Genomic DNA, 19,418 nt, shown 5'->3' on the forward strand with positions numbered 1-19,418 from the left:
ATGGCCGTGAAAACGATCCTTCCTTTCGGAGATCCCATTCTAAGGAAAGAAGCGAAACCCGTTTCGGAAGTTAACGCGAGAGTGATCAAATTGCTGGATGATATGACGGATACGCTGTACGCCGAGGAAGGGCGGGCGGGCTTGGCCGCTCCTCAGATGGGCATTCTGCGCCGTGTCATTGTCATGAACTGCGGAGAGGGCCTTATCGAGCTGATTAACCCCGAAATCGTCGACATGCGCGGAGAACAGACCGGCCCTGAGGCGTGTTTGTCTTATCCGGGCTACGCGGGAATCGTGAAGAGAGCGGAATATGTGAAGATTACGACGCTCGACCGGAGCGGCAACACGAGTGAGCTGGAAGGGGAAGGCTACCTGGCGCGCTGCATTCAGCACGAGATGGACCACTTGAACGGCATTCTTTTCGTGGACCGTGTTGTCCGGAACGGTTTTTATCAGGAACAGTCGGGACAGCCCGCGGATCTTGCCGAGGTTATCCGTCAGACGAACCGGAAGTTTTAAGCAGCGCTGCCCGGATAAGCAGCCGGGAATTCAGGTTCGGGGCTGCTTTTTTGGGAGAAAGAAAAAGGCGGCATCGAGAACGGCATACAGGAATCCGGCCGCAAGAAAAAGACCGTTATACCGGGCGGAATAAGGAATAGTTCTCATACACAAGTAGCCGATGATCAGATACAGAAGAAGCCGGATCGGGAGCCTGACCGAAAACAGGTGAAACAGGACAGTAGGAAGACCGAAAACGGCAAGAAATAAAGGAAACAAGAAAAGAAGCGCGACAAAAAGAACCGTCGCCGTGAAAATTGTGGCGGATGAACCGCCGGGCTCGACCGTCGGCTCGAATCCCTCCAGACCGAAGGAGACGGCGGCCGTAAGCAAAGACAGAATGAGACTGGTCAGCAGAGGATGAAGCATTAGCAGCAAAGCCGATTTCTTCTTCACGAGACCCCTCCTTTATACAAAGTACCGTTCAAACGTATCGGCGCAAGCTCTCTTTCCTTTTTAACCCGGATATTTATGTCTGTAAGCGCAAAACCGATAAATGCTGCGGCTCTTTGAACTAGTTTATCCTTGCCGGATCGGCCCTGTCCATCGATTGATGAGGTTCAGACCGAATAAAAAATCGGATCTTCCGTCATTTTTGTCAGAAAAAGCGCCTTTCCCGAGTCTGTATGACAGGTCAACTTTTTTGCGAGGTGCTTATCTTGAATCACTCCACAACGGATTTAAAAAACTGGGAACAGATGGATGACAACAATCTGGTGCAGCGGGCACAGGAAGGGGAGCGGGAGGCGTTCGGAGAACTGGTCCGGCGGCACCGGTCCCGCATGTACGGGTATGCGCGGGCGATTACCCGGGAATCTTTTCTGGCGGAGGACATTGTCCAGGATGCGCTGGTGAAAGCTTTTCTGCATCTGGGCAAACTGGTCGAGGCCGATAAGTTCCTGCCCTGGGTACACCGGATTGTGCGCAATCAGGCGTTCACCCGGCTGAAAAACACATCCGTCCGCGAACGCGCTTTCTCGCAGCTTGCCCCGACGTTGAAGAGTCCGGGCGAAGAATCGCGGGAGTGGGGCGACCTGGACCGCATTCTGGACCGGCTCGGCCGTACGGCCGCCGGTAAAGCGGATGCGCAGCTCACCCCGGAAGAGGCGTATATGCAGAAGGAAACGCTGGAAATACTGACCGGGATCATCGGCTGTTTAAAGCCGCGGGAACGGCGTATTTTCGAGTCGCATTTCTTTGACCAGCTCTCTCCGCAGGAAATCGCCGGGCTGTTCGAGCTCTCCTCCGCGAATGTGTACCAGATTATCAGCCGTTCCCGGAAAAAAGTGATGCAGGAAAGAATCCGCATAACGGTTGGCTCCTATATGAGAACGAGAAAGGATATGGGAGATATGAAAACGGTTATGGTACCTGATCATGAAAGTTTCACGGAGGCTCAGAGCTGGACCACGGCGGCGGATGCCCTGTATGCGATGCTGAAAGCCGCGGGCGAGACGCTGTCCCATTCGATGGTTATGGGGCTTACCGGGCATGCGTTCCGGCTCAACATCGTGCCGTCCAGCGTTCATATTGCGGGCCCGACCGCCTACAGCTTTGGGGATGTCCTTTCCAGGGGATTGGAGAACATCGGCTATCAATCGTCTTATGTGGACGGGATGAGCGGGACGCTCGGAACGAATGCGAATCTTCTTGACCCGGCACTTTTGGGCAAAGAAGCGATGAGCAAACGCGGCATCAACCAGGCGCTGCCCGAAGCTCTCGACTTGATCCACCGTTCCCTCGACAGGGGCATACCCGTGCTGGCTTGGGACTTGTTCCTGCCCGAATTCGGGCTTATCTACGGATACGACGACGAGCGGCATTCGCTTCATGCGTATGAATGCGGAAAGAAAGATACGCTGGATTACGAAAATTTGGGGCGCAGCGTGAAAGAGGAGATTTTCGTGCTGGCACTCGCCGATTCCACCGGGGCGACCTTCAAGCAGCGGCTCGGCCGGGCGATGAACATGATCGTAGACCATTACGACGGCAGAGAACGGGATGATTGTACCGGTTCGGTAAAAGGGCTGGCGGCGTACGATGCCTGGATCGGAGCTTTCCGGGGAGGAGAAATCGAACCCAATGGAAATGCTTACAACATCGCGGTCGTAAGAGACGCGCGGATTCATGCCGTCCGGTTTCTGAACGAAGCGGCGGAGCAGTGGCCTCTAGCCGGAGAAACTGCGGCGAGTTCTGCGGATGTTCCTGTCCTCGCGCAAAAAGCGGCTCGGGAATACAAGGAAGCGCTGGAGCATTTCTCCGTTCTGAGAGAGCTGTTCCCGTTTCCGCAGGGCGGCGATCCTAACGAATCGGATGCTTCCGCCAAAGCGGTTTCACTGTTGGAACTCATTAAAGAACGCGAACAGACAGCAGTCGGCTATCTCCGCGAGCTGTCGGATCTGCTGCGTTGATGGAAAGCTCTCTTGATTAGAACAGGAAAGGCCGCCGGACATCCGGCGGTTTTTTGTTTAGGATGCCGCATGACAAAAAGAGGGTTTAAGTGAGGAAAGTATTGTGTTATAATTTTACCTATCGGTAAGTAAAAATAAAGCGAACAGGCTCGCTATGAGGGAGAAAAATCCATGTCCAACAATCAGACTCACCAGCAGATTCTCGAAGCCGCCTTCAAACTGTTTGCGGAACACGGCATTGATAAAACAAGTCTCGCCATGATTGCGGCCGAAGTCGGGATTACCAAGCCCGCCATCTATTATCATTTTTCTTCGAAAGAGGCGTTGATCGCGTTTATTTTCGAGGAAACGTTCCGGGACTATACATTTTCCCATTACTTCAAGCTCGACGAATTTACAAAGGAAAATTTTCAGACGCTGCTTATCGAGAACGGGTTGAAAATGCTTCCGCAGGAAGAAGAAGAATACAGCGTTCTGCGGGTTTTGAACGAATTCCTGCTGGCTGTAAGCCGTCAAGACGTCTATCGGCAGCGGCTGCATGACATCGAGGAAGACTTTCTGCTGGGCTTCACGGCTTTAATGGAAAAAGGCGTGGAACTCGGCGTCGTCGCTCCGGACAAAATTTCGGCGAAGGCTTATGTGCTTGCGCTCGTCATCGACAATTTAAGCAACTTCATGCTGATGGGCTTTAAGCCGGATGTGAGAGAAGTCTGGGCGGAAGCTGTCGCCGGCGTTTTGATCCGCGCCTGAAAATTTGCGGCTGTATGAACAGTTGTGCCGCTCATTTTTATTTTAAGCAAAGCAGGTGATGTCTTATGACAAGCTTCCCTACACAACCGGAGCAGGTAACGGTCGGTCTCGACAGCGCGTCGCGGATTATTCTGCTTGCCGGTCCGGCCCTTCTGGGAGGTGTTCTGGGCTACTTTATCCCCAGCCTCGCCAGACTGGCGCTTAAACTACCCTGGATCCCGTATCAAGGTCCCATTGAAGCTCTTACATCTTTTCACGGGCCCTGGGTCAGTCTTGTTACAGCTTTGCTGGGTGCGGCTGCGGGCTTGTGGTTTACGGGGCAGGCGTTTAAGGAAATCGTGTTCGTTACCCTCTCGGAGCAAGAAATTCAGCTGAAGAAGGACGGCCGGGTGCAGACGATTCCCAAAGAGGCGGTCCGGATCGTATTTATGGACGGCAAACAAATGGTCATTCTGGGAGCCGGCGGCCGGGAATTGGCCCGGGAAACGTACGAAGCTCCCGCGGAGAGCCTGCCCGCCGCTTTGCGGCCTTTCGGCTATAGCTGGTCGGGAGAAGGGGACCCTTACAAAGAGCGGTACGCGAGGTGGGTGCCCGATATGCCCGGCGTCAGCCTGCCCGTCAATGCGCTTCTGAAAGCGCGCGAACGGGCGCTGCAAAAGAAGGAGAAGGAAGAAGCGGCGGATCTGCGGCGCGAAATCGCCAAGCTCGGCGTCGTTGTCCGGGACGAGGGAACGCGCCAGTACTGGCGCGGAACGGACGAAGGACGCGGTTAGCCCGCGTCCTTCACCGCACGATGGCGGATGCTCTCCCGCATCCGGTTCTGTTCACCCGCATGCGTACCGGGGCTGCCTCTCTTTGAGACGAACGCAAGCTGTCGCATGACGTTTGTCAACGAGAGAGAGAAACCACTAGCGGCGCCCGGTTGCGTTTACAGGTCCGGCGAACCCGTTCACGGCACGCGTACGTAAAAACGCTCGTCGTGATTGTCCACCCGGACCGGCGCTTCGAAAAACTCGCTCAGCGTCGCCGTGTTCATCAGTTCGCCGGTCGCGCCCTGGCGCACGACTTCGCCTTTCCTGAGCAGCAGCGTGTGTCCGAACACCGGAAGAATTTCTTCGGTGTGGTGGGTCACGTAGATCAGGGTCGGCGTTTCTTCCTGCCGCGTCAGTTCGCGGATGCTCTCCAGCAGCTTTTCACGCGAAAACAGATCGAGCCCGTTGCACGGCTCATCCAGAATCAGCAGCTTCGGATCGGCCATCAGCGCTCTGGCGATGAGAACTTTCTGCTTCTCTCCCTGAGAGCAGGTCCTGAACTCGCGGTCCCACAGATGCAGGCAGCCCATCGTGCGCATAAGGGCTTCGGCTCTGTTTAAATCCTCGTCCGTAAGACGTTCGTACAAGCCGATTGTGGCGTACTTGCCGCTGATGACGACGTTTTGGGCTTGATCCGTCCCGTACAGCTTGTCCTGCAGGGAAGAGCTGACCCAGCCGATCGACTGCCGCAGCTCCCGCAGATCGATTTCGCCGAACCGGTGCCCGAGCACGGTAACGCTGCCGCGGGTCGGCCAGATATAGCCGTTAATGAGATTGAGCAGCGTCGTTTTGCCGGACCCGTTCAGCCCGAGAAGCGCCCAGTGTTCTTGGGGCCGAACCGTCCAGCCGACCCTCTTCAGCAGTTCCTTGTTGCCTGTTTTCCAAGTAACGTCTTTAAGCTCGATGATTGCAGTATCCATGGCTATCCGTCTCCATTTTCATAAAATTGCGGGAATGCCCCGTAAGCTTTTTATTTATCATAAAGAGAGATGCGGGCGCTGTCGATACCAATTGTGCTGAATCCGTGTCCTAAAAAAAGCAATTTTCGCTATTGCGGAGGAGGTGCAGGCCCATGAAGCTGGAAATGACCACCGGCCGTCTCGAATTGTACAAATACGAGGAAGCGTACGTGAACGAACCGCACCGCCATCCCGACTGGTTCCAGATGACGATCCCTGTCCGCGGAGCCTGCGAGTTTACGCAGTCCGGCATGACGTACCGCCTGGCGGAAGGGGAAGTGCTGATCCAGCGTCCCGCTGAGGAGCATTATTTCAGGACGGGTCCGGGGGAGAGCGTGCTGATTGTCAAGCTGCACGGGAGTCTCTTACCGGTACCGGAAGGCCGCGGGAACCGGTTCGACGTAAATCCGGCCGAAGCGGCCGAAAGGTTCGGAGTCTGGACGTCGGGGCTGATCAATTCCCGTAACGACGAGAGCCACCGGGCCGCCGAAAGCCGTGTCGTGCACGATGTAAGCCGGATGCTCGAAGCGGGGATGCCTCCGGCGCCCGGACATGCCGCGGACACGGAGCTCATCCGATCCATAGCGGACCCCCATTTGCGGGAGGCCTGGGACTACATGCGGGTGCATTACAAATCCGCGATCCCCGTGGAGACTCTGTCGGCCATTGCCCTGCAAAGCCGGTATCATTTTATCCGGTCCTTTAAAGCGGCAACGGGATTGACTCCCCACCAGACCATTCTGAAACTGAGAATGCAGGAAGCCCGGCGGCTTTTGATCCGCACATCCGAAACCGTCACGGCGATCAGTGCGGGACTGGGCTTCTCAAGCGCAAGCCAGTTTTACCGGTCGTTTTTGAAGGCCGAGGGCAAAACGCCCGAACAGTACCGCCGAGACAGCCGCATTTAACTGTAGACCGATATGAAAAACGGCCGCACCTGCTGCCGTTTTTTTGCGTTCGTCCCCGGCCGCTGTCTGCTTTTAGAAGAGCACAGCCTTTTTTCGACTAATCCCGTTTCTTTTAATCGGGTAAATAAATGCTTGTGCAACGCGTTACTTAGTTAAAAGGTCCTGCTAACGATAGGATTATAAGACTATATACATAAATATCCATTTTCCTATAGATTAGTAATGCAAACAAATATTTATAGTTAAAGGAGAATGATTATGTCTCATTGGAAATATCCGCTCTCTACCCGGTTTATGTATCGTGCCCTCTGTCTTGCTTTGGGGAGTGCCATTCTTTTGTCACCTATGCAAGCGCTTGCAGCATCTGAAACGTCGCATGCCGTTGAGGCGGGAAATTCTTTTTCCTCTCATAAAAGCGAAAATGATAACGCTTACAGAAAGGGCGGCAAGCATAAGCGTCTGACTCAGGGAAGCCAGTTGGAGGTCGGCGAAAGCCGTGTGCTCAGCTCCAAAGAAATCCGCAAAGAATGGGACGGCATCGAGCCGGAATACAGCCCGGATAAGGCCGTAGAGGCCGTCAAAGCGGCACTGCCGCAAAAGGATTACGAGGAGCTGTTCCCGTACCGGCTCGGATCGGCGCAGTGGCATGAAGCCGCTAAAGGGAAGGAGTACGACAAGGAAAACCAGACCGATTATTTCTCTTACGAGAACCTCATTCAGGCCGTAACCGAGGCGGCGAACATCAAGTATAAGGTCGGCACGCGGAAGGGGTCCAAAAATTCGCAGGAGGTTTTCCGGCTGGACAAAGAAGGGAAGACGGAAACGTTAGTCTCCCGTTCGGCCGATTTCAATTCGGAAGCCAACCGGGGCAAAATCATCGAAACCGAAATCGTGGATTACGGCACCTTCCTGAAAGAAGGCACGAAGAAAAACCGCAAGCGGGAGCTTGCCGCTCTGCTGGCCCATCTCTCCCACGAGACGGGCGGCGGATGGGATGCCGCTCCGGGCGGACCGCTGCGCTGGGGGTTGTTCTGGAATGAAAATATCGCCGGCCGGACGGGACAGAATATGTCCAATTTCGTCGATCCCGACAGTTCCAAGCTGTACCCGGGCTTCGGGGATAAGCGATATTACGGGCGCGGGCCGATCATGCTCAGCTGGAACTTCAACTACGGCCTGTTCAGCTCGATCATTTACGGAGACAAGAACATTTTGCTTAAAAATCCGGAAATCGTGGCGGCCGAAGGCAAAATCGGGTTCATGACGGCGATTCTGTTCTGGATGACGCCTCAGGCGCCGAAGCCGTCCGCGCACGATGTCATGATCGGCAGGTGGAAACCGTCGAAAGAGCTGGCCGAGAAAGGGCTGAAGCCCGCCGGTTTCGGCATTACGACGATGGTGCTTAACGGGCTGGAAGCAAATCAGCCTGAAACCCGTCGTGCGGCCCATTACCGGGATATTACGAGCCGGATGGGCGTCGATATCTCCGGGGAGAAGCTGGATACGCTGGGAATGAAGCCGTTCTGACGAAGCGAGAGGCTGTAGATACGCGAAGGCCGCCGGGAAACCGGCGGCTTTTTTTGCATTAAAAACTCAGCGGAATACTCAATATTCAGCTGCTGGTACCATCATGGATCGGCAGTTTTTTTGTGTTCCAGTCAGAGGACCAAGAGGCTCAGAATAATTCGCAATTGATGTCTCCTCGCTTTGCACCTCTTTTAGCGGCATGGTAAGGTAAAGCTGTTCCGCTATTTAATTGCTGAAGAGGTTGTGAGGCTGTCATGTATAAAATTTTCATCGTGGAAGATGACCCGAAAATAGCCGGCCTTCTGCGTTCGTATCTCGTCAAGTACGGATACGAGGTGGACGAAGCGGAAGATTTCGGCCGCGTTCTGGACGCGTTTCTGGCGTCCGGGGCTCATCTGATCCTGCTGGACGTCAATCTGCCGAGCTATGACGGATTTTACTGGTGCCGCCAGATCCGCGCCCATTCCGTTTGTCCGATTCTGTTTATTTCCGCCCGAGACAGCCAGATGGACCAGGTGATGGCGCTGGAGAACGGGGCGGATGATTATATAACGAAACCTTACGATATGGAGATCGTTCTGGCCAAAATCCGCAGTCATCTGCGGAGAGCTTACGGTTCGTATGCTCAGACACAGGAGGAAAGAACCGTGCAGTGCGGTTCACTCGTGCTGTATCCCGAGCGATATGTCGTCAGCGTGGACGGCCGGTCCGCCGAATTAACGCAGAAGGAATCAGTGCTGCTGGAGGCGCTGATGGAGAAGCAGGGACGCGTCGTCGGCCGGGAACGGCTGCTGGACCTGATGTGGGAAGACCAGCATTTTATAGACGACAACACGCTGAACGTATATATCACACGGGTCCGCAAAAAGCTCAAGGAACTGGGCTGCCCGCAGGCCGTGGAAACCGTAAGAGGGGCCGGTTACCGCTTCGGCGCAGCGCCTCCCGGACCCGTATGAGCCTGTTCTGGAAAGACCACAGGCCGCTGCTGCTGTTTTATCTGGCCCAGATGCTGCTGGTGCCCGCCCTCTACTGGCTGAGCGGGGAAGGCCGCCCGCCCGGGATCGTGCTCTACGGGATGGCGATCAGCTTCGCCGTGCTTTTGCTGTATCTCCTTTACCGGTACTGGCAGCAAAGTGCGCTCTACAACAGCCTGGACAATCCTTCGTCCGCCGCGGACGGCAGCTTTGAGATGCCGGGGGACTCGGCGCTCGCGGAGGCGTTCCGGGAAGTGCTTCGCGTGAAGGAGCGGACGTACGAGCAGCAGCTTCATGCGTATCAGAGCAAGATGGACCGGCATATCGAATTTATGAACCGCTGGGTCCATCAGATGAAAACTCCGCTGGCGGTCATGCAGCTTACGCTCCGGGAGCTGGAAGACGAGCATATGCAGAGCCTTCAGGAGGAACTCGACCGCATCCGGAAAGGGCTGGAGATGGTGCTCTACACCTCGCGGCTGGACCGGTTCAGCGAAGATTTCCGCGTGGAAACGACGAACCTTCTGCGGGTGGTCGGCGAGTCGGTGGCGGAGAACCGGCGGCTGTTCATCCGCAAAGGGATTGCCGCGAAGCTTCATATCGGCGAGAGTCTGGAAGTGTACACCGACCGGAAATGGCTGCGTTTTATGCTCGGTCAGATTTTGACCAATGCCGTTAACTATTCCGCCGGAAAAGGGGACAGCGTCTCGATTGCCGCTTTCACGCAGGGAAACGCCACCGTGCTGGAAATTACGGATCAGGGGATCGGGATTGCCCGCGAAGACTTGAAACGGGTGTTCAACCCGTATTATACGGGCCAGAAGGGCAGGCAGTACCACGAGTCGACGGGAATGGGCCTGTACCTGGTCAAAGAGATCGCCGGGAAACTCGGACATGCCGTCGAGCTGGAATCGGAGGCGGGTGCCGGCACGACCGTGCGGATTCTTTTCCGGCCTGGACAACAAACCTGACCGGAGGCAACCCGTACAAGAAGGGCGCTGCAAGCTGCAGTGCTCTTCTTTTTTGCCCGTGCGGGCGCGGCCTGCGAATACTTCCGAACGGAAAGGCGAACATAGTCTTACAGCGATTGTAAGGATACGTTAAGGTAAATCCATAGCCGGTCAGCCCTGTATTTTGTACAGTAGGGGTAAGCTAGCTGATTCACGAACACAAACCGGACAGAGAATTCCGGGACAGGAGTGAGAAACATGGATATTTTACAAGTCAAAGCCCTCCATAAAACATATCCGGGCAAAGTCGTGACCCATGCTTTGACGGATATTCATTTAACGATCGGGAAAGGCGAGTTTGTCGGAATCATGGGCCCTTCGGGAAGCGGAAAAACGACGCTGCTGAACATGGTGTCGACCATTGACCGGCCGAGTTCGGGTGAAGTGAGCATCAACGGGGAAAATCCGTACCGGATGAAGAAAAAAGACCTCGCCGTGTTCCGCCGCAGGCAGCTCGGCTTCGTCTTTCAGGATTTCAACCTGCTGGATACATTGACGGTTGCGGAAAACATCGTGCTGCCGCTGACGCTGGACAACCGCAAGCTCGGCGAAATGGAGCGCAAGCTGCAGGAAGTTGCCGAGCGCCTTGGCATCACGGATATTCTCGGCAAACGCGTCTACGAGATATCCGGCGGACAGCGCCAGCGGACGGCCATCGCAAGGGCTGTCATCACTTCGCCGGTCCTGCTTCTTGCGGATGAACCGACTGGCTCTCTCGACTCCAACGCCTCGCGCGTTGTGATGGAGTCTCTCGCGGAAATCAACGAGCGCGAAGGTACGACGCTTATGCTCGTGACGCACGATCCTCTCGCGGCAAGCTACTGTCACCGCATCGTTTTTATCAAGGACGGGAAGCTGGCCGCCGAAATTCACCGTGGCGACAGCAGGCAGACGTTTTTCCAGAACATCATCGATACACTGTCTTTCTGGGGAGGGAATACGAATGAACTTTCCTCAATTCGCGTTTAACAACGTCAAGCGCAACGGCCGGGCTTACTTTGCCTATTTTCTGAGCAGCGCGTTTACGGTGATGATTTTTTTCACGTATGCCGTATTCATTTATCATCCTCAGCTCGACCGTTCTCTGATGGGACCGATGACCCGAGCCGGGATGCAGGCCGCCGCTTATGTCGTGTTCGTTTTTTCATTTTTCTTCGTTCTGTATTCCATCAGCATGTTTCTCAAATCGAGAAACAAGGAATTCGGCATTTTAACGATTCTCGGTGCGGATTCGAGCCAGATCAACCGGCTGATTTTCCTGGAAAACATGCTCGTCGGAGCCGCCTCCATCGTTACGGGCATTTTCAGCGGGATTTTTCTGTCCAAGCTGTTCCTGCTCATCAGTATGAAAATGACGGGAATGGAAGATTTGCCGTTTTACTGGCCGTTCCGGGCTATTCTTCTGACCGCGGGTTCCTTCGCGCTTCTGTTTCTCGTTATTTCCCTGCTGACACTGCTTTTTATCCGTAAAAATAACGTTCTGGAGCTTCTGAACGGCAGCAAAAAGCCGAAAAAAGAGCCGAAGCTGTCAATCTGGCTCTGTCTGCTCGGTATTGTTCTGCTCACGGCAGGCCTTATGGCGCTGCGGATCGGGGAACTGGAACCCGGCAATATCTTTATAGCGGCAGTAACGGGGATTGCGGGTACGTACCTGTTTTATTCACAACTTACCGTATTGGTCATCCGAATCGTGAAGCGCAGCCGGAAGAGAGTGTGGCGGGGCACGCGGCTGTTGTGGGTGTCTGAGTTCAGCTACAAGCTCAAAGACAACGCCAGGATGTTGTTTCTTGTGACGGTCGTGACGTCCGTTTCCTGTATGAGTGCAGGTTTCGTCCTGTCCTTCGAGCAGGAGAACCGGGCGTATTATTTAAACGATCCGTCGGCGATTCGGTTCACTTCCTACTCCTTGGAGAACATAGACAATGAATTGAAGGTCATAGACGGCATACTTAAGGAGGCCGGTGTTTCTTATAAGCAGTTGGAGACGGAGACTTTCTATGTTTCTCTTAAAGGAATGCCGCGCTATTATGTTGAACCGATCTCGGTCAGCCAGTTTAATAAGATCGCGGATACCTACAATCGCGGGCTGACTAGAATGGAAGCTCTTCAACCAGGCGAAGCCGCGGTATTTTATACGAAAGATCCGGGAGGAAAGAAGATTCCGGCGGGCACGATCGAACTGGAGAATCTGCCGGGGGCTTTGAAAGTCACCCAGACACGGACCGAGGAATCGCTTGTTTCCATGTTCAGCTCCGGAACGCTGCTTGTCTTGGAAGATAATGAATTTAAACGGTTAAAAGCCGAGTCCGAGAAAGAGAACCGAATTAGCTCGCGGCGATTCGCCTTTGTGGTTCCCGAGTGGAACACGGGCAAGCTGCCCGAATTCGACAGTCCGGAATCGGTTGCCGGCAAAAAATTGCTGGAATGGCACGACGAGCTTCAGAAAAAGCGCCAAACGGACAGCTTCATTTCAACCCGGGCCCACAGCTTCTTGCAGTTGCAGCAGGCTACATCGCTGTTCCGGTTTATCGGGGTGTTTATCGCGCTTATTTTCTCGATATCGACCGCAAGCTTTCTTTATTTCAAGCTTCATACGGAGCTGGCTGCGGACAGCCAAATGTACCGCGCGCTTTCCAAGATCGGTTTGAGCGCCGGCGAAATGAGAAAATCGGCGACGGTTCAGATCGCGCTGCTGTTTTTTACGCCGATCGTCGTCTCTACCGTTCAGACCGTTGTCGTTCTGGGCCCCGTCATGAACCGCTTTGGGGTTGCCAATTCGCTTGGCCCTGCCCTGATCGCATCGGCCGGTTTCCTCGCCGCGCAGGCGGTTTACTTCGTCATCGTGCGTTCGCGCTACGTACGCACCTTGAACAAATGGATGGTCTAGATTTATGAAAACAGAGGCAAGCGTGAAGAACAACAATCGAATTGAAACGCTGGATTATTTAAGAGGGTTTGCGCTGATCGGGATCGTTTTCATTAATATCGGCCAGATGGTTTTCGCGACAACGGACAGAACTGCCGCGGATGCTGCTGTCAATACGTTTATGAACATAGCTGTCAGTCACCGTTTTTTTGTTATCTTTTCCTTTCTTTTCGGTGTCGGTTTCTACCTCTTCGTATCTCGGGCGAAAGAACGGGGAGATCGCGCCATGCTCTTGTTTACGCGGAGGCTCCTGCTGCTGCTGGCGATCGGTTTGGCGCATCACTTCTTTCAGCCTGGAGAAGCGCTTTTGATCTATTCGATCCTCGGGTTTCTGCTGATGCCTTTCTTTAAGCTAAAATCGGCCGTCGTGTTTTTGACGGGTTTTATCCTGACGATCGCCGGTTGTTTTACGGTATTTCTTCTGGAGATTTGGGGACTGTTTCTGCTTGGATTATGGGCGGGGCAGATCGGACTTTTCCGCCAAACGGACCGCTACCGGCGCGGTCTTCTCATTACAATGACCGTTTCCCTTCTGTTTCTTGTCCCGTCTTACTATGTACAGGAAGAAATTCTCGAGCGGACGGGGATGGTCGATGTGGCTTTTGCGGCAGGCGGTCTTTCGTTCAGCGTGTTTTACGTCACGGCCCTGACACTCATACTTCGGAGCCGTCTGGCTCAGCGGCTGCTGGCGCCCCTTAACTATCTGGGGCGAATGGCGCTGACCAATTATCTCATGCAGACCGTGATGATCTTGTCGCTGAGCGCGCTCTTTAACTGGCCGCAGCGGATACATTCCAGTCAGCTGGCTTTGACGGCGGCGGGTATTCTCCTGATACAGATGGCCGCGAGCACATGGTGGTTCCGCTATTTCCGGATGGGACCCGCGGAGTACGTATGGCGCTTGGGGACATACGGGAAAAAGTCCGTCCGGCATTCCTCCGGTATGAGCGAGACGACGGGCAAAGGATAACCGCTCCCGATGTGCACCCCAATTGTTAGACACCATCTAACAATTGGAGGTGCATTTTTTCGGTATAAAGGAGAAATCATTGCGTATCACTTGAATCGCGCCCAGTCTATTCACTTGTATCTATCATGCTGGACCAAGCTTTCAGCGCCTAAAGGACGATAACACACTGTGAAGTTGGAGCAATATGTTCACGATCACAATCACGAAGGTATCAAGAAAAAGCCAAAAGGCATGAGCCCGGTACAGTACCGAGCTCTTGCCTCACAGGCTGCGTAACAGTAGTGTCTAACTTATAGGGATCTAATTGTTAAAAGTATTAATTGATCCGGTTGCCTCGATGTTGTTTCCATCATCCTTATCTTTTATGGCTTTAATATAATAACTTCCTGCAGGTTGAGACCCGAAGTTTGTAAAGAAGGTTTGAGCGGATTGTCTACTCGGTGTTACGGTTGTTGATCCTACGAACCTGTCTAAACCGAATTTACGCTCATATACTAAAATTTTTACAGGCTCCAATTCGTATGTGGAATATGGATCTAAGGAATATACACTTACAGCTCCACTAAAACCAAGGACCCCTGCATCTAAACTATAGAATTTATTATTTTCACTACTTGAGCCGTCAATCACCCTGTGATCAAGTTTAAATGACCAAGTATAGCTGTTTGCAAATGCGGATATTGCTAGAAAAGAACTAACGATTGTCGCGAGAATTAATGATACGATTGTCTTTTCATTTTCAGTTGCATTTTCATTCCTCCAATTTTTTAGATTGCTTCGTTCAAACACACTTAAATAAGTACAGGATCTCCTTTCCGCAAAAGTACGCCTATCCAGTATTTACAAAGTAAGTTAGATTGCAAGATTAATATGCGTAAATACTTTGAATTACATGGAATTTGCGCCCGTAAGAACCACATCTGATCAAGCTTGGCAGCGAATCAGAAATGGGTCTATTTAATACCCTCACTCCTACTGGAGTATTGGTACTACTAGAAAATAGATTACCATATAGTGTATTTAATGAATATATTTGTAAGTTTAAATCTCGTTTAAACTTTGTTTAAATCGTTCTGCTTAACATCGGATTCGCTTCGGACTTCACGCCGAAACGGCTCGCCAACATCTTTTACCTGGACCGGCTTCTGCCGGAGGCGGCCCTGCTCAAAGAACACGTACCTTATAAATAGAAGAAAGCGGACCGGGAGGTCCGTTTTCTTTGTGCTATAATGAAAGACGAAGGAAAGAACCATTTACTTCCAGTGAGCGGAGAATTTTCATGAAACTTGAACGTCTTGTGTCCATTTCACGGTGCTTCAAAGCATCTCGACACTCTTCGGGGAGGACGAGAAAGCGGAGGAGACGATGCGGAAGCTCCAGACTATCCGCACGGAGGCGCGTGGAGGCTATCACCCCTTCTTCCTGGCTTGCGGAATCGATTCTCAGCTTCGAAGACGGAGTGGAAGTGCTGGAACCCGGGGAGCTTATCGAAGACATTCGGCAGAGGATCGAAAAAAGAGGAATCTTTACATAGAAGTATGACATACAGATGTCAGTCTTTTTCTTTTAGGCTTTGTTAAAGTTTAATGTTGATATGTATTTAAAAATTAGAACTTCCGATTATCTGCAAGTTCTAATTCTTAGTATAATCTTCTTCAACTAACGCATCCGCTTGTTTAAGTACATTTGAAACCAACAGTTATCCAAAGTGATTATGAAACCACCAAACAATAAGAATCATACTCACTATTCCCCAAGCTGTGGTACTCACTATCCACCAGATTATGGATTTAGCTTTTGTTGAACTTTCCTCGTCTTCCATACTTGCTGTTATAAAAGCGAGCTTACTTTCCATGCCTTTTTTCATAGAAGTGAGAACAACAAATCCGATTATTATGAAACCAATAGTTATCCAGAGGAATAAGTCCACCTTTTATACCTCCCTTTTTTTGTGAATTACTTTCCTTTCAATCTTCTTTATTAAATTATCCTGCCCCGTTAGTTGAATGAGATATAATGTTAAATCACAAATTTAGTTAATCTAATTGTATCATAGGGTTCCGAACTTTTTATCAAATTCCCTCTAATAATCAAGTCGTTCGTAGTAACTTCATTTCTTTGATGTTGAATGCTTTCTAATACCTGAAACCAAGCAAGGTAATTGTTAACATTCTGAATGTGGTACAGACCTTTTGTGCGAATCTTTCCGTCTGACTTGAATTGGTAAATATCCATTTTCTTTTCGGCAGCATAAGTCTTAAAGGCACGCCAAGAATCGGTACATAATATATTCTCACTTGAAAGTTTATGACCGATAGCTTTATCCAATTGTTCTTTTGTTAATCTTCCCATTCCCAATACCTGCGAAACAGTCATCTTGTCACGGTCCCTCGCAACCAATACACATACTTGTTCATTGCTTATACCACACTTTTTTGCTGAACCACCATGTTTGCGAGGCTTTCTATCTTTGATTTTTCTTTGTCCTTTTTCTGAGTACAAGAAATAGGTCTCGTCCATTTCAACGATACCTTCAAAATTTTACGTTCAGATATTTCGTGAAGAACGGTTCCAGTCGAGCTTGATGCAGTAAGTGCATCAATTAAATATTCTCGTAATCGGTGTTTCTCTGCTGGATTTAGTTTTTGAATGGCTTTAAGAATTTCAGTTGCTCTCACAGTCATCACCAACCCTATTATAGTTAGTTTAATTGTAGAAGATTTGTTCCTGGAAAACGATAATCAACAACTAACTTTAACGGAGCCTTCTTTTAAACTGAACTCAATAAGAAAAAGGAGTGGGGACAGATGAGTAAGCATCAGGCAATCGAAATGTACAGGTTTCACAATTGGGCGAACGAAACGATTTTCAACCGGTTAAAAGAGCTTCCCGAATCGGTATACCTCGATCAGTGGTTTATGCTCGACAACCCGTATACGCGCAAGCGGGATACGAGCTATGCCGAAGTTCTTTTTCAGGTCGCCAATCACGGAACTTACCACAGGGGGAATCTTTCGGCTATGCTGCGCCAAATCGGCCAGTCTTCCGTTATGATCGAATATGCGTTATACTGGTATACTGAATAGTACGGAATGAGGATGCGTCTGACGCGTCCTTTTTTTAATGAAAAAGGCGGCTAACCTGCCGAAATTTCCGATCAATCAAACTGTGAATCCGTAGAAAAGCGGACAGCGCAGGCGAGGAGGATGCCCCATGCACGACGGAAGCGATGACCGGTTTCTCCGTCACATCGAGCTGATGAGGGGAAATGTCCCCTCCTGGAAGCGGTATCCCTTCGATCTTGATGCGGTCCGGAGCCTGGACAGGCTTGTTTTTCACCCGAAGGTAACGTATATCGTCGGCGAGAACGGCACAGGCAAGTCCACGCTTATGGAAGCGATAGCTACGGCGTGGGGGTTCAATCCGGAAGGCGGAACGCTGAATTTTTCTTTTGCCACAAACCCGACGCATTCGGAGCTTCACGAGTACATCCGGCTCTCCAGGGGCGTAAGGAAAGCGCGCGACGGCTTCTTTTTCCGGGCGGAGAGTTATTATAACCTGGCTACGAATATCGACGAGCTTGACGCGGATTCTTCATGGCCTCAGCCTCTCATCAAAGACTCGTACGGGGGCGTTTCACTTCATGAACAGTCGCACGGGGAATCGTTTTTTGCCGCTTTTGTTCACCGTTTCGGCGGCCAAGGCCTTTACATTCTGGATGAACCTGAAGCCGCGCTGTCTCCGCTGAGACAGATGGCGATGCTTGCGCGGATGCATGAGCTGGTGGGCCGGAACTCCCAGTTTATCGTTTCGACCCATTCTCCCATCCTTATGGCATATCCCGACGCTGCTATGTACCACCTGTCTGCAAAGGGGATCGAAGAAACAACGCTCGAGGAGACGGAGCATTATGTGATCATGAAGCAATTTCTCAACAATAAAGAGAAGTTGCTGCGGGAATTGTTCGGTGAATAGAATGAGGAGGACGGAGCGGAAGCAGAAGCCTGTAAATCGGCAGCTGTTCTTAAGCCCTTGTGTTACGATTGGAATTTTGGCACAATGATAGAATGTAAAGCTGTGTTCCGCCCTTTGGCAGGGTGCGACCGGCTGATATGTTTCGCTGAAAAGAGGAGTACGAATGAACAAACCTTCCATCTATGGATTAACATTTGATCAGTTGACCGCCTGGCTGCAGCCCTACGGGCATAAAAAATTCCGGGCCTCCCAAATTTGGGACTGGCTGTACCGGAAGCGCGTGGCGAGTTTTGCCGATATGACGGACGTGAATAAAGATTGCCTGGGGCTGCTGGAAGAGCACTTTGTCCTCCAGACGCTGGAGGAACACGTGAAGCAGGAATCTTCCGACGGGACTGTCAAGTTCCTGTTCCGGCTTTCCGACGGAAACCTTATCGAAACGGTGCTGATGAGGCACAAGTTCGGATTATCCGTCTGCGTCACGACCCAGGTCGGCTGCAATATCGGGTGCAGTTTCTGCGCGAGCGGCCTTCTCAAGAAGAGCCGGGACTTGTCCGCCGGGGAAATCGTGGAACAAATCATGAAAGTCCAGTTCTATCTGGACAAGGCGGGCAAGGAAGAGCGCGTAAGCCATATCGTCGTGATGGGGATCGGGGAGCCGTTTGACAATTTCGAGAATCTGTCCGATTTCCTGCGCGTCGTCAAAGACCACAAAGGACTGGCGATCGGCGCCAGACACATCACGGTCTCTACAAGCGGACTTGCCGACAAAATCGTCGAGTTTGCCGATTCGGATCTCCATGTGAACTTGGCGGTTTCGCTGCATGCGCCGAACAACGAGCTGCGTACGCGAATCATGAAAATCAACAAAGCGATTCCCATTGAGAAATTGATGGATGCGATCGATTATTATTTGGGCAAAACGAACCGCAGACTCACCCTGGAATACATTCTGCTTAAAGACGTGAACGATGCCCGGGAGCATGCGGAGGAGCTGGCCGAATTAATCGGAGACCGCCGTCCGCTGGTCAACGTCAATCTCATCCCGTACAACCCGGTCGATGAGCACAGCCAGTATCAGCGGAGCGAGAAGGAATCCGTGCGCGCTTTTTACGATATTCTGAAGAAGCAGAATGTAAGCTGCAGCGTGCGGCTAGAGCATGGAGCGGATATTGACGCCGCTTGCGGGCAGTTAAGAAGCAAGCAAATCAAAGCGACCGGTTAAAGGAAGAAGCCGGACCTAACATCAAACGTAAACATGAAGCGTAAACATGAAGCGTACCCCGGACGGGATACGCTTTTTTTTGCAGTCCGTGTGCGGGTTCCGGCGTTCGGCGGGCCATCGCATAACGGCAACCACATGTAGAGGAAGATAGGCGGATAAAGTCATTTTCAGGTTACCACGTGGTTATCAATTTCGGAGAAAGATCCAGAATTCCATTGACAAATTCTTCCTTCGTAGCTAATATAGTAACCAGAAGGATACCAGAAAAGATAGAAAAGGGATTCTTCCGGGGTCGATTAGAAAGGAGGAAGCTGACCGAGCAATCGCTTAAAGCATTTTATGATAACGCTTACAATAATGATCGTCACTAACTCGGAACATTTTGTAAAGCCGCTTGTCAAACTGTACGGATA

The 19,418-nt window shown here is 51.7% G+C and carries 19 protein-coding genes and 1 pseudogene; 15 read left to right on the forward strand and 5 right to left on the reverse strand.

Annotation, left to right across the window (positions count from 1 at the left end; all coding sequences use genetic code 11):
* Positions 1–519 (forward strand): peptide deformylase, encoded by a 519-nt coding sequence (gene def / locus ABH899_RS11605; RefSeq protein ID WP_369996255.1) that lies wholly within the window; start codon positions 1–3, stop codon positions 517–519.
* A 30-nt stretch (positions 520–549) separates the two neighbouring features.
* Here def and ABH899_RS11610 read toward each other — a convergent pair whose 3' ends face one another.
* The gene (locus ABH899_RS11610; protein ID WP_369996257.1) at positions 550–954 is read right to left on the reverse strand and encodes a hypothetical protein; all 405 of its coding nucleotides are present in this window, start codon (positions 952–954) and stop codon (positions 550–552) included.
* Between the two features lie 230 nt (positions 955–1,184).
* Between ABH899_RS11610 and ABH899_RS11615 the strand changes: the two genes are divergently transcribed.
* The 3 genes from ABH899_RS11615 to ABH899_RS11625 all read left to right on the forward strand — a co-directional run bounded on the left by ABH899_RS11615 (position 1,185) and on the right by ABH899_RS11625 (position 4,492).
* Complete coding sequence (locus tag ABH899_RS11615) at positions 1,185–2,969, forward strand: RNA polymerase sigma factor (RefSeq protein ID WP_369996258.1); 1,785 nt, start codon at positions 1,185–1,187, stop codon at positions 2,967–2,969.
* Between the two features lie 171 nt (positions 2,970–3,140).
* Positions 3,141–3,719: a TetR/AcrR family transcriptional regulator gene (locus ABH899_RS11620; protein WP_369996260.1), complete on the forward strand. Its 579-nt coding sequence runs from the start codon at positions 3,141–3,143 to the stop codon at positions 3,717–3,719.
* A gap of 65 nt (positions 3,720–3,784) precedes the next feature.
* Positions 3,785–4,492, forward strand: a complete 708-nt coding sequence (locus tag ABH899_RS11625) for a YqeB family protein (protein WP_009673614.1) — start codon at positions 3,785–3,787, stop codon at positions 4,490–4,492.
* A 176-nt stretch (positions 4,493–4,668) separates the two neighbouring features.
* Here the strand turns inward: ABH899_RS11625 and ABH899_RS11630 are convergent, their stop codons facing one another.
* Positions 4,669–5,451 (reverse strand): ABC transporter ATP-binding protein, encoded by a 783-nt coding sequence (locus ABH899_RS11630; RefSeq protein WP_369996262.1) that lies wholly within the window; start codon positions 5,449–5,451, stop codon positions 4,669–4,671.
* A 152-nt stretch (positions 5,452–5,603) separates the two neighbouring features.
* Between ABH899_RS11630 and ABH899_RS11635 the strand changes: the two genes are divergently transcribed.
* From ABH899_RS11635 to ABH899_RS11665, 7 genes are all read left to right on the forward strand, one after another.
* On the forward strand, positions 5,604–6,398 hold the full coding sequence (locus tag ABH899_RS11635; protein ID WP_369996264.1) for an AraC family transcriptional regulator: 795 nt from the start codon (positions 5,604–5,606) through the stop codon (positions 6,396–6,398).
* Positions 6,399–6,656: 258 nt separating this feature from the next.
* Entirely contained in the window at positions 6,657–7,925 is a 1,269-nt protein-coding gene (locus tag ABH899_RS11640; protein ID WP_369996265.1) for a chitinase, read from the forward strand.
* A 254-nt stretch (positions 7,926–8,179) separates the two neighbouring features.
* Positions 8,180–8,881 carry a response regulator transcription factor gene (locus tag ABH899_RS11645; RefSeq protein WP_369996266.1) on the forward strand — a complete coding sequence of 234 codons (702 nt, stop codon included), beginning with the start codon at positions 8,180–8,182 and terminating at the stop codon, positions 8,879–8,881.
* Positions 8,878–9,870 (forward strand): sensor histidine kinase, encoded by a 993-nt coding sequence (locus ABH899_RS11650; protein ID WP_218230257.1) that lies wholly within the window; start codon positions 8,878–8,880, stop codon positions 9,868–9,870. Before ABH899_RS11645 ends, ABH899_RS11650 begins: the two co-directional genes overlap by 4 nt.
* A 237-nt stretch (positions 9,871–10,107) precedes the next feature.
* Positions 10,108–10,878, forward strand: coding sequence for an ABC transporter ATP-binding protein (locus tag ABH899_RS11655; RefSeq protein WP_218230258.1), 771 nt, complete (start codon positions 10,108–10,110; stop codon positions 10,876–10,878).
* Positions 10,853–12,796 (forward strand): FtsX-like permease family protein, encoded by a 1,944-nt coding sequence (locus ABH899_RS11660; RefSeq protein WP_369996268.1) that lies wholly within the window; start codon positions 10,853–10,855, stop codon positions 12,794–12,796. Before ABH899_RS11655 ends, ABH899_RS11660 begins: the two co-directional genes overlap by 26 nt.
* A 4-nt stretch (positions 12,797–12,800) precedes the next feature.
* The gene (locus ABH899_RS11665) at positions 12,801–13,805 is read left to right on the forward strand and encodes a DUF418 domain-containing protein (RefSeq protein ID WP_369996269.1); all 1,005 of its coding nucleotides are present in this window, start codon (positions 12,801–12,803) and stop codon (positions 13,803–13,805) included.
* 300 nt (positions 13,806–14,105) lie between these two features.
* Here ABH899_RS11665 and ABH899_RS11675 read toward each other — a convergent pair whose 3' ends face one another.
* The gene (locus ABH899_RS11675) at positions 14,106–14,594 is read right to left on the reverse strand and encodes a hypothetical protein (RefSeq protein ID WP_369996272.1); all 489 of its coding nucleotides are present in this window, start codon (positions 14,592–14,594) and stop codon (positions 14,106–14,108) included.
* A 610-nt stretch (positions 14,595–15,204) separates the two neighbouring features.
* Between ABH899_RS11675 and ABH899_RS11680 the strand changes: the two genes are divergently transcribed.
* Positions 15,205–15,339 carry a WCX domain-containing protein gene (locus ABH899_RS11680; protein ID WP_369996274.1) on the forward strand — a complete coding sequence of 45 codons (135 nt, stop codon included), beginning with the start codon at positions 15,205–15,207 and terminating at the stop codon, positions 15,337–15,339.
* Positions 15,340–15,504: 165 nt separating this feature from the next.
* On the opposite strand, the gene ABH899_RS11685 is transcribed toward ABH899_RS11680, so the two are convergent.
* On the reverse strand, positions 15,505–15,735 hold the full coding sequence (locus tag ABH899_RS11685) for a hypothetical protein (RefSeq protein WP_369996276.1): 231 nt from the start codon (positions 15,733–15,735) through the stop codon (positions 15,505–15,507).
* Between the two features lie 89 nt (positions 15,736–15,824).
* Positions 15,825–16,483 (reverse strand): annotated as a pseudogene (locus ABH899_RS11690) (IS1595 family transposase).
* Positions 16,484–16,612: 129 nt separating this feature from the next.
* Here ABH899_RS11690 and ABH899_RS11695 point away from each other — a divergent pair.
* The 3 genes from ABH899_RS11695 (at position 16,613) to rlmN (ending at position 19,005) form a co-directional block, all read left to right on the forward strand.
* Positions 16,613–16,891: a DinB family protein gene (locus ABH899_RS11695; RefSeq protein ID WP_369996277.1), complete on the forward strand. Its 279-nt coding sequence runs from the start codon at positions 16,613–16,615 to the stop codon at positions 16,889–16,891.
* A gap of 127 nt (positions 16,892–17,018) precedes the next feature.
* Positions 17,019–17,780: an AAA family ATPase gene (locus ABH899_RS11700; RefSeq protein ID WP_369996278.1), complete on the forward strand. Its 762-nt coding sequence runs from the start codon at positions 17,019–17,021 to the stop codon at positions 17,778–17,780.
* Between the two features lie 163 nt (positions 17,781–17,943).
* Positions 17,944–19,005 carry a dual-specificity RNA methyltransferase RlmN gene (gene rlmN / locus ABH899_RS11705; protein WP_369996280.1) on the forward strand — a complete coding sequence of 354 codons (1,062 nt, stop codon included), beginning with the start codon at positions 17,944–17,946 and terminating at the stop codon, positions 19,003–19,005.
* The last annotated feature ends 413 nt before the right edge of the window (positions 19,006–19,418 follow it).

Source organism: Paenibacillus sp. RC84 (assembly GCF_041260495.1).
In the GTDB taxonomy this organism is placed as follows: Bacteria; Bacillota; Bacilli; order Paenibacillales; family NBRC-103111; genus Paenibacillus_F.

What these genes read in the sequence shown, in the direction of transcription:
- def (WP_369996255.1), top strand. Translation starts at nt 1, where the DNA reads ATGGCCGTGAAAACGATCCTTCCTTTCGGAGATCCCATTCTAAGGAAA.
- ABH899_RS11660 (WP_369996268.1), top strand. Translation starts at nt 10,853, where the DNA reads ATGAACTTTCCTCAATTCGCGTTTAACAACGTCAAGCGCAACGGCCGG.
- ABH899_RS11645 (WP_369996266.1), top strand. Translation starts at nt 8,180, where the DNA reads ATGTATAAAATTTTCATCGTGGAAGATGACCCGAAAATAGCCGGCCTT.
- ABH899_RS11640 (WP_369996265.1), top strand. Translation starts at nt 6,657, where the DNA reads ATGTCTCATTGGAAATATCCGCTCTCTACCCGGTTTATGTATCGTGCC.
- ABH899_RS11650 (WP_218230257.1), top strand. Translation starts at nt 8,878, where the DNA reads ATGAGCCTGTTCTGGAAAGACCACAGGCCGCTGCTGCTGTTTTATCTG.
- ABH899_RS11635 (WP_369996264.1), top strand. Translation starts at nt 5,604, where the DNA reads ATGAAGCTGGAAATGACCACCGGCCGTCTCGAATTGTACAAATACGAG.
- ABH899_RS11625 (WP_009673614.1), top strand. Translation starts at nt 3,785, where the DNA reads ATGACAAGCTTCCCTACACAACCGGAGCAGGTAACGGTCGGTCTCGAC.
- rlmN (WP_369996280.1), top strand. Translation starts at nt 17,944, where the DNA reads ATGAACAAACCTTCCATCTATGGATTAACATTTGATCAGTTGACCGCC.
- ABH899_RS11630 (WP_369996262.1), bottom strand. Translation starts at nt 5,451, where the DNA reads ATGGATACTGCAATCATCGAGCTTAAAGACGTTACTTGGAAAACAGGC.
- ABH899_RS11655 (WP_218230258.1), top strand. Translation starts at nt 10,108, where the DNA reads ATGGATATTTTACAAGTCAAAGCCCTCCATAAAACATATCCGGGCAAA.
- ABH899_RS11620 (WP_369996260.1), top strand. Translation starts at nt 3,141, where the DNA reads ATGTCCAACAATCAGACTCACCAGCAGATTCTCGAAGCCGCCTTCAAA.
- ABH899_RS11615 (WP_369996258.1), top strand. Translation starts at nt 1,185, where the DNA reads ATGACAGGTCAACTTTTTTGCGAGGTGCTTATCTTGAATCACTCCACA.
- ABH899_RS11695 (WP_369996277.1), top strand. Translation starts at nt 16,613, where the DNA reads ATGAGTAAGCATCAGGCAATCGAAATGTACAGGTTTCACAATTGGGCG.
- ABH899_RS11700 (WP_369996278.1), top strand. Translation starts at nt 17,019, where the DNA reads ATGCACGACGGAAGCGATGACCGGTTTCTCCGTCACATCGAGCTGATG.
- ABH899_RS11665 (WP_369996269.1), top strand. Translation starts at nt 12,801, where the DNA reads ATGAAAACAGAGGCAAGCGTGAAGAACAACAATCGAATTGAAACGCTG.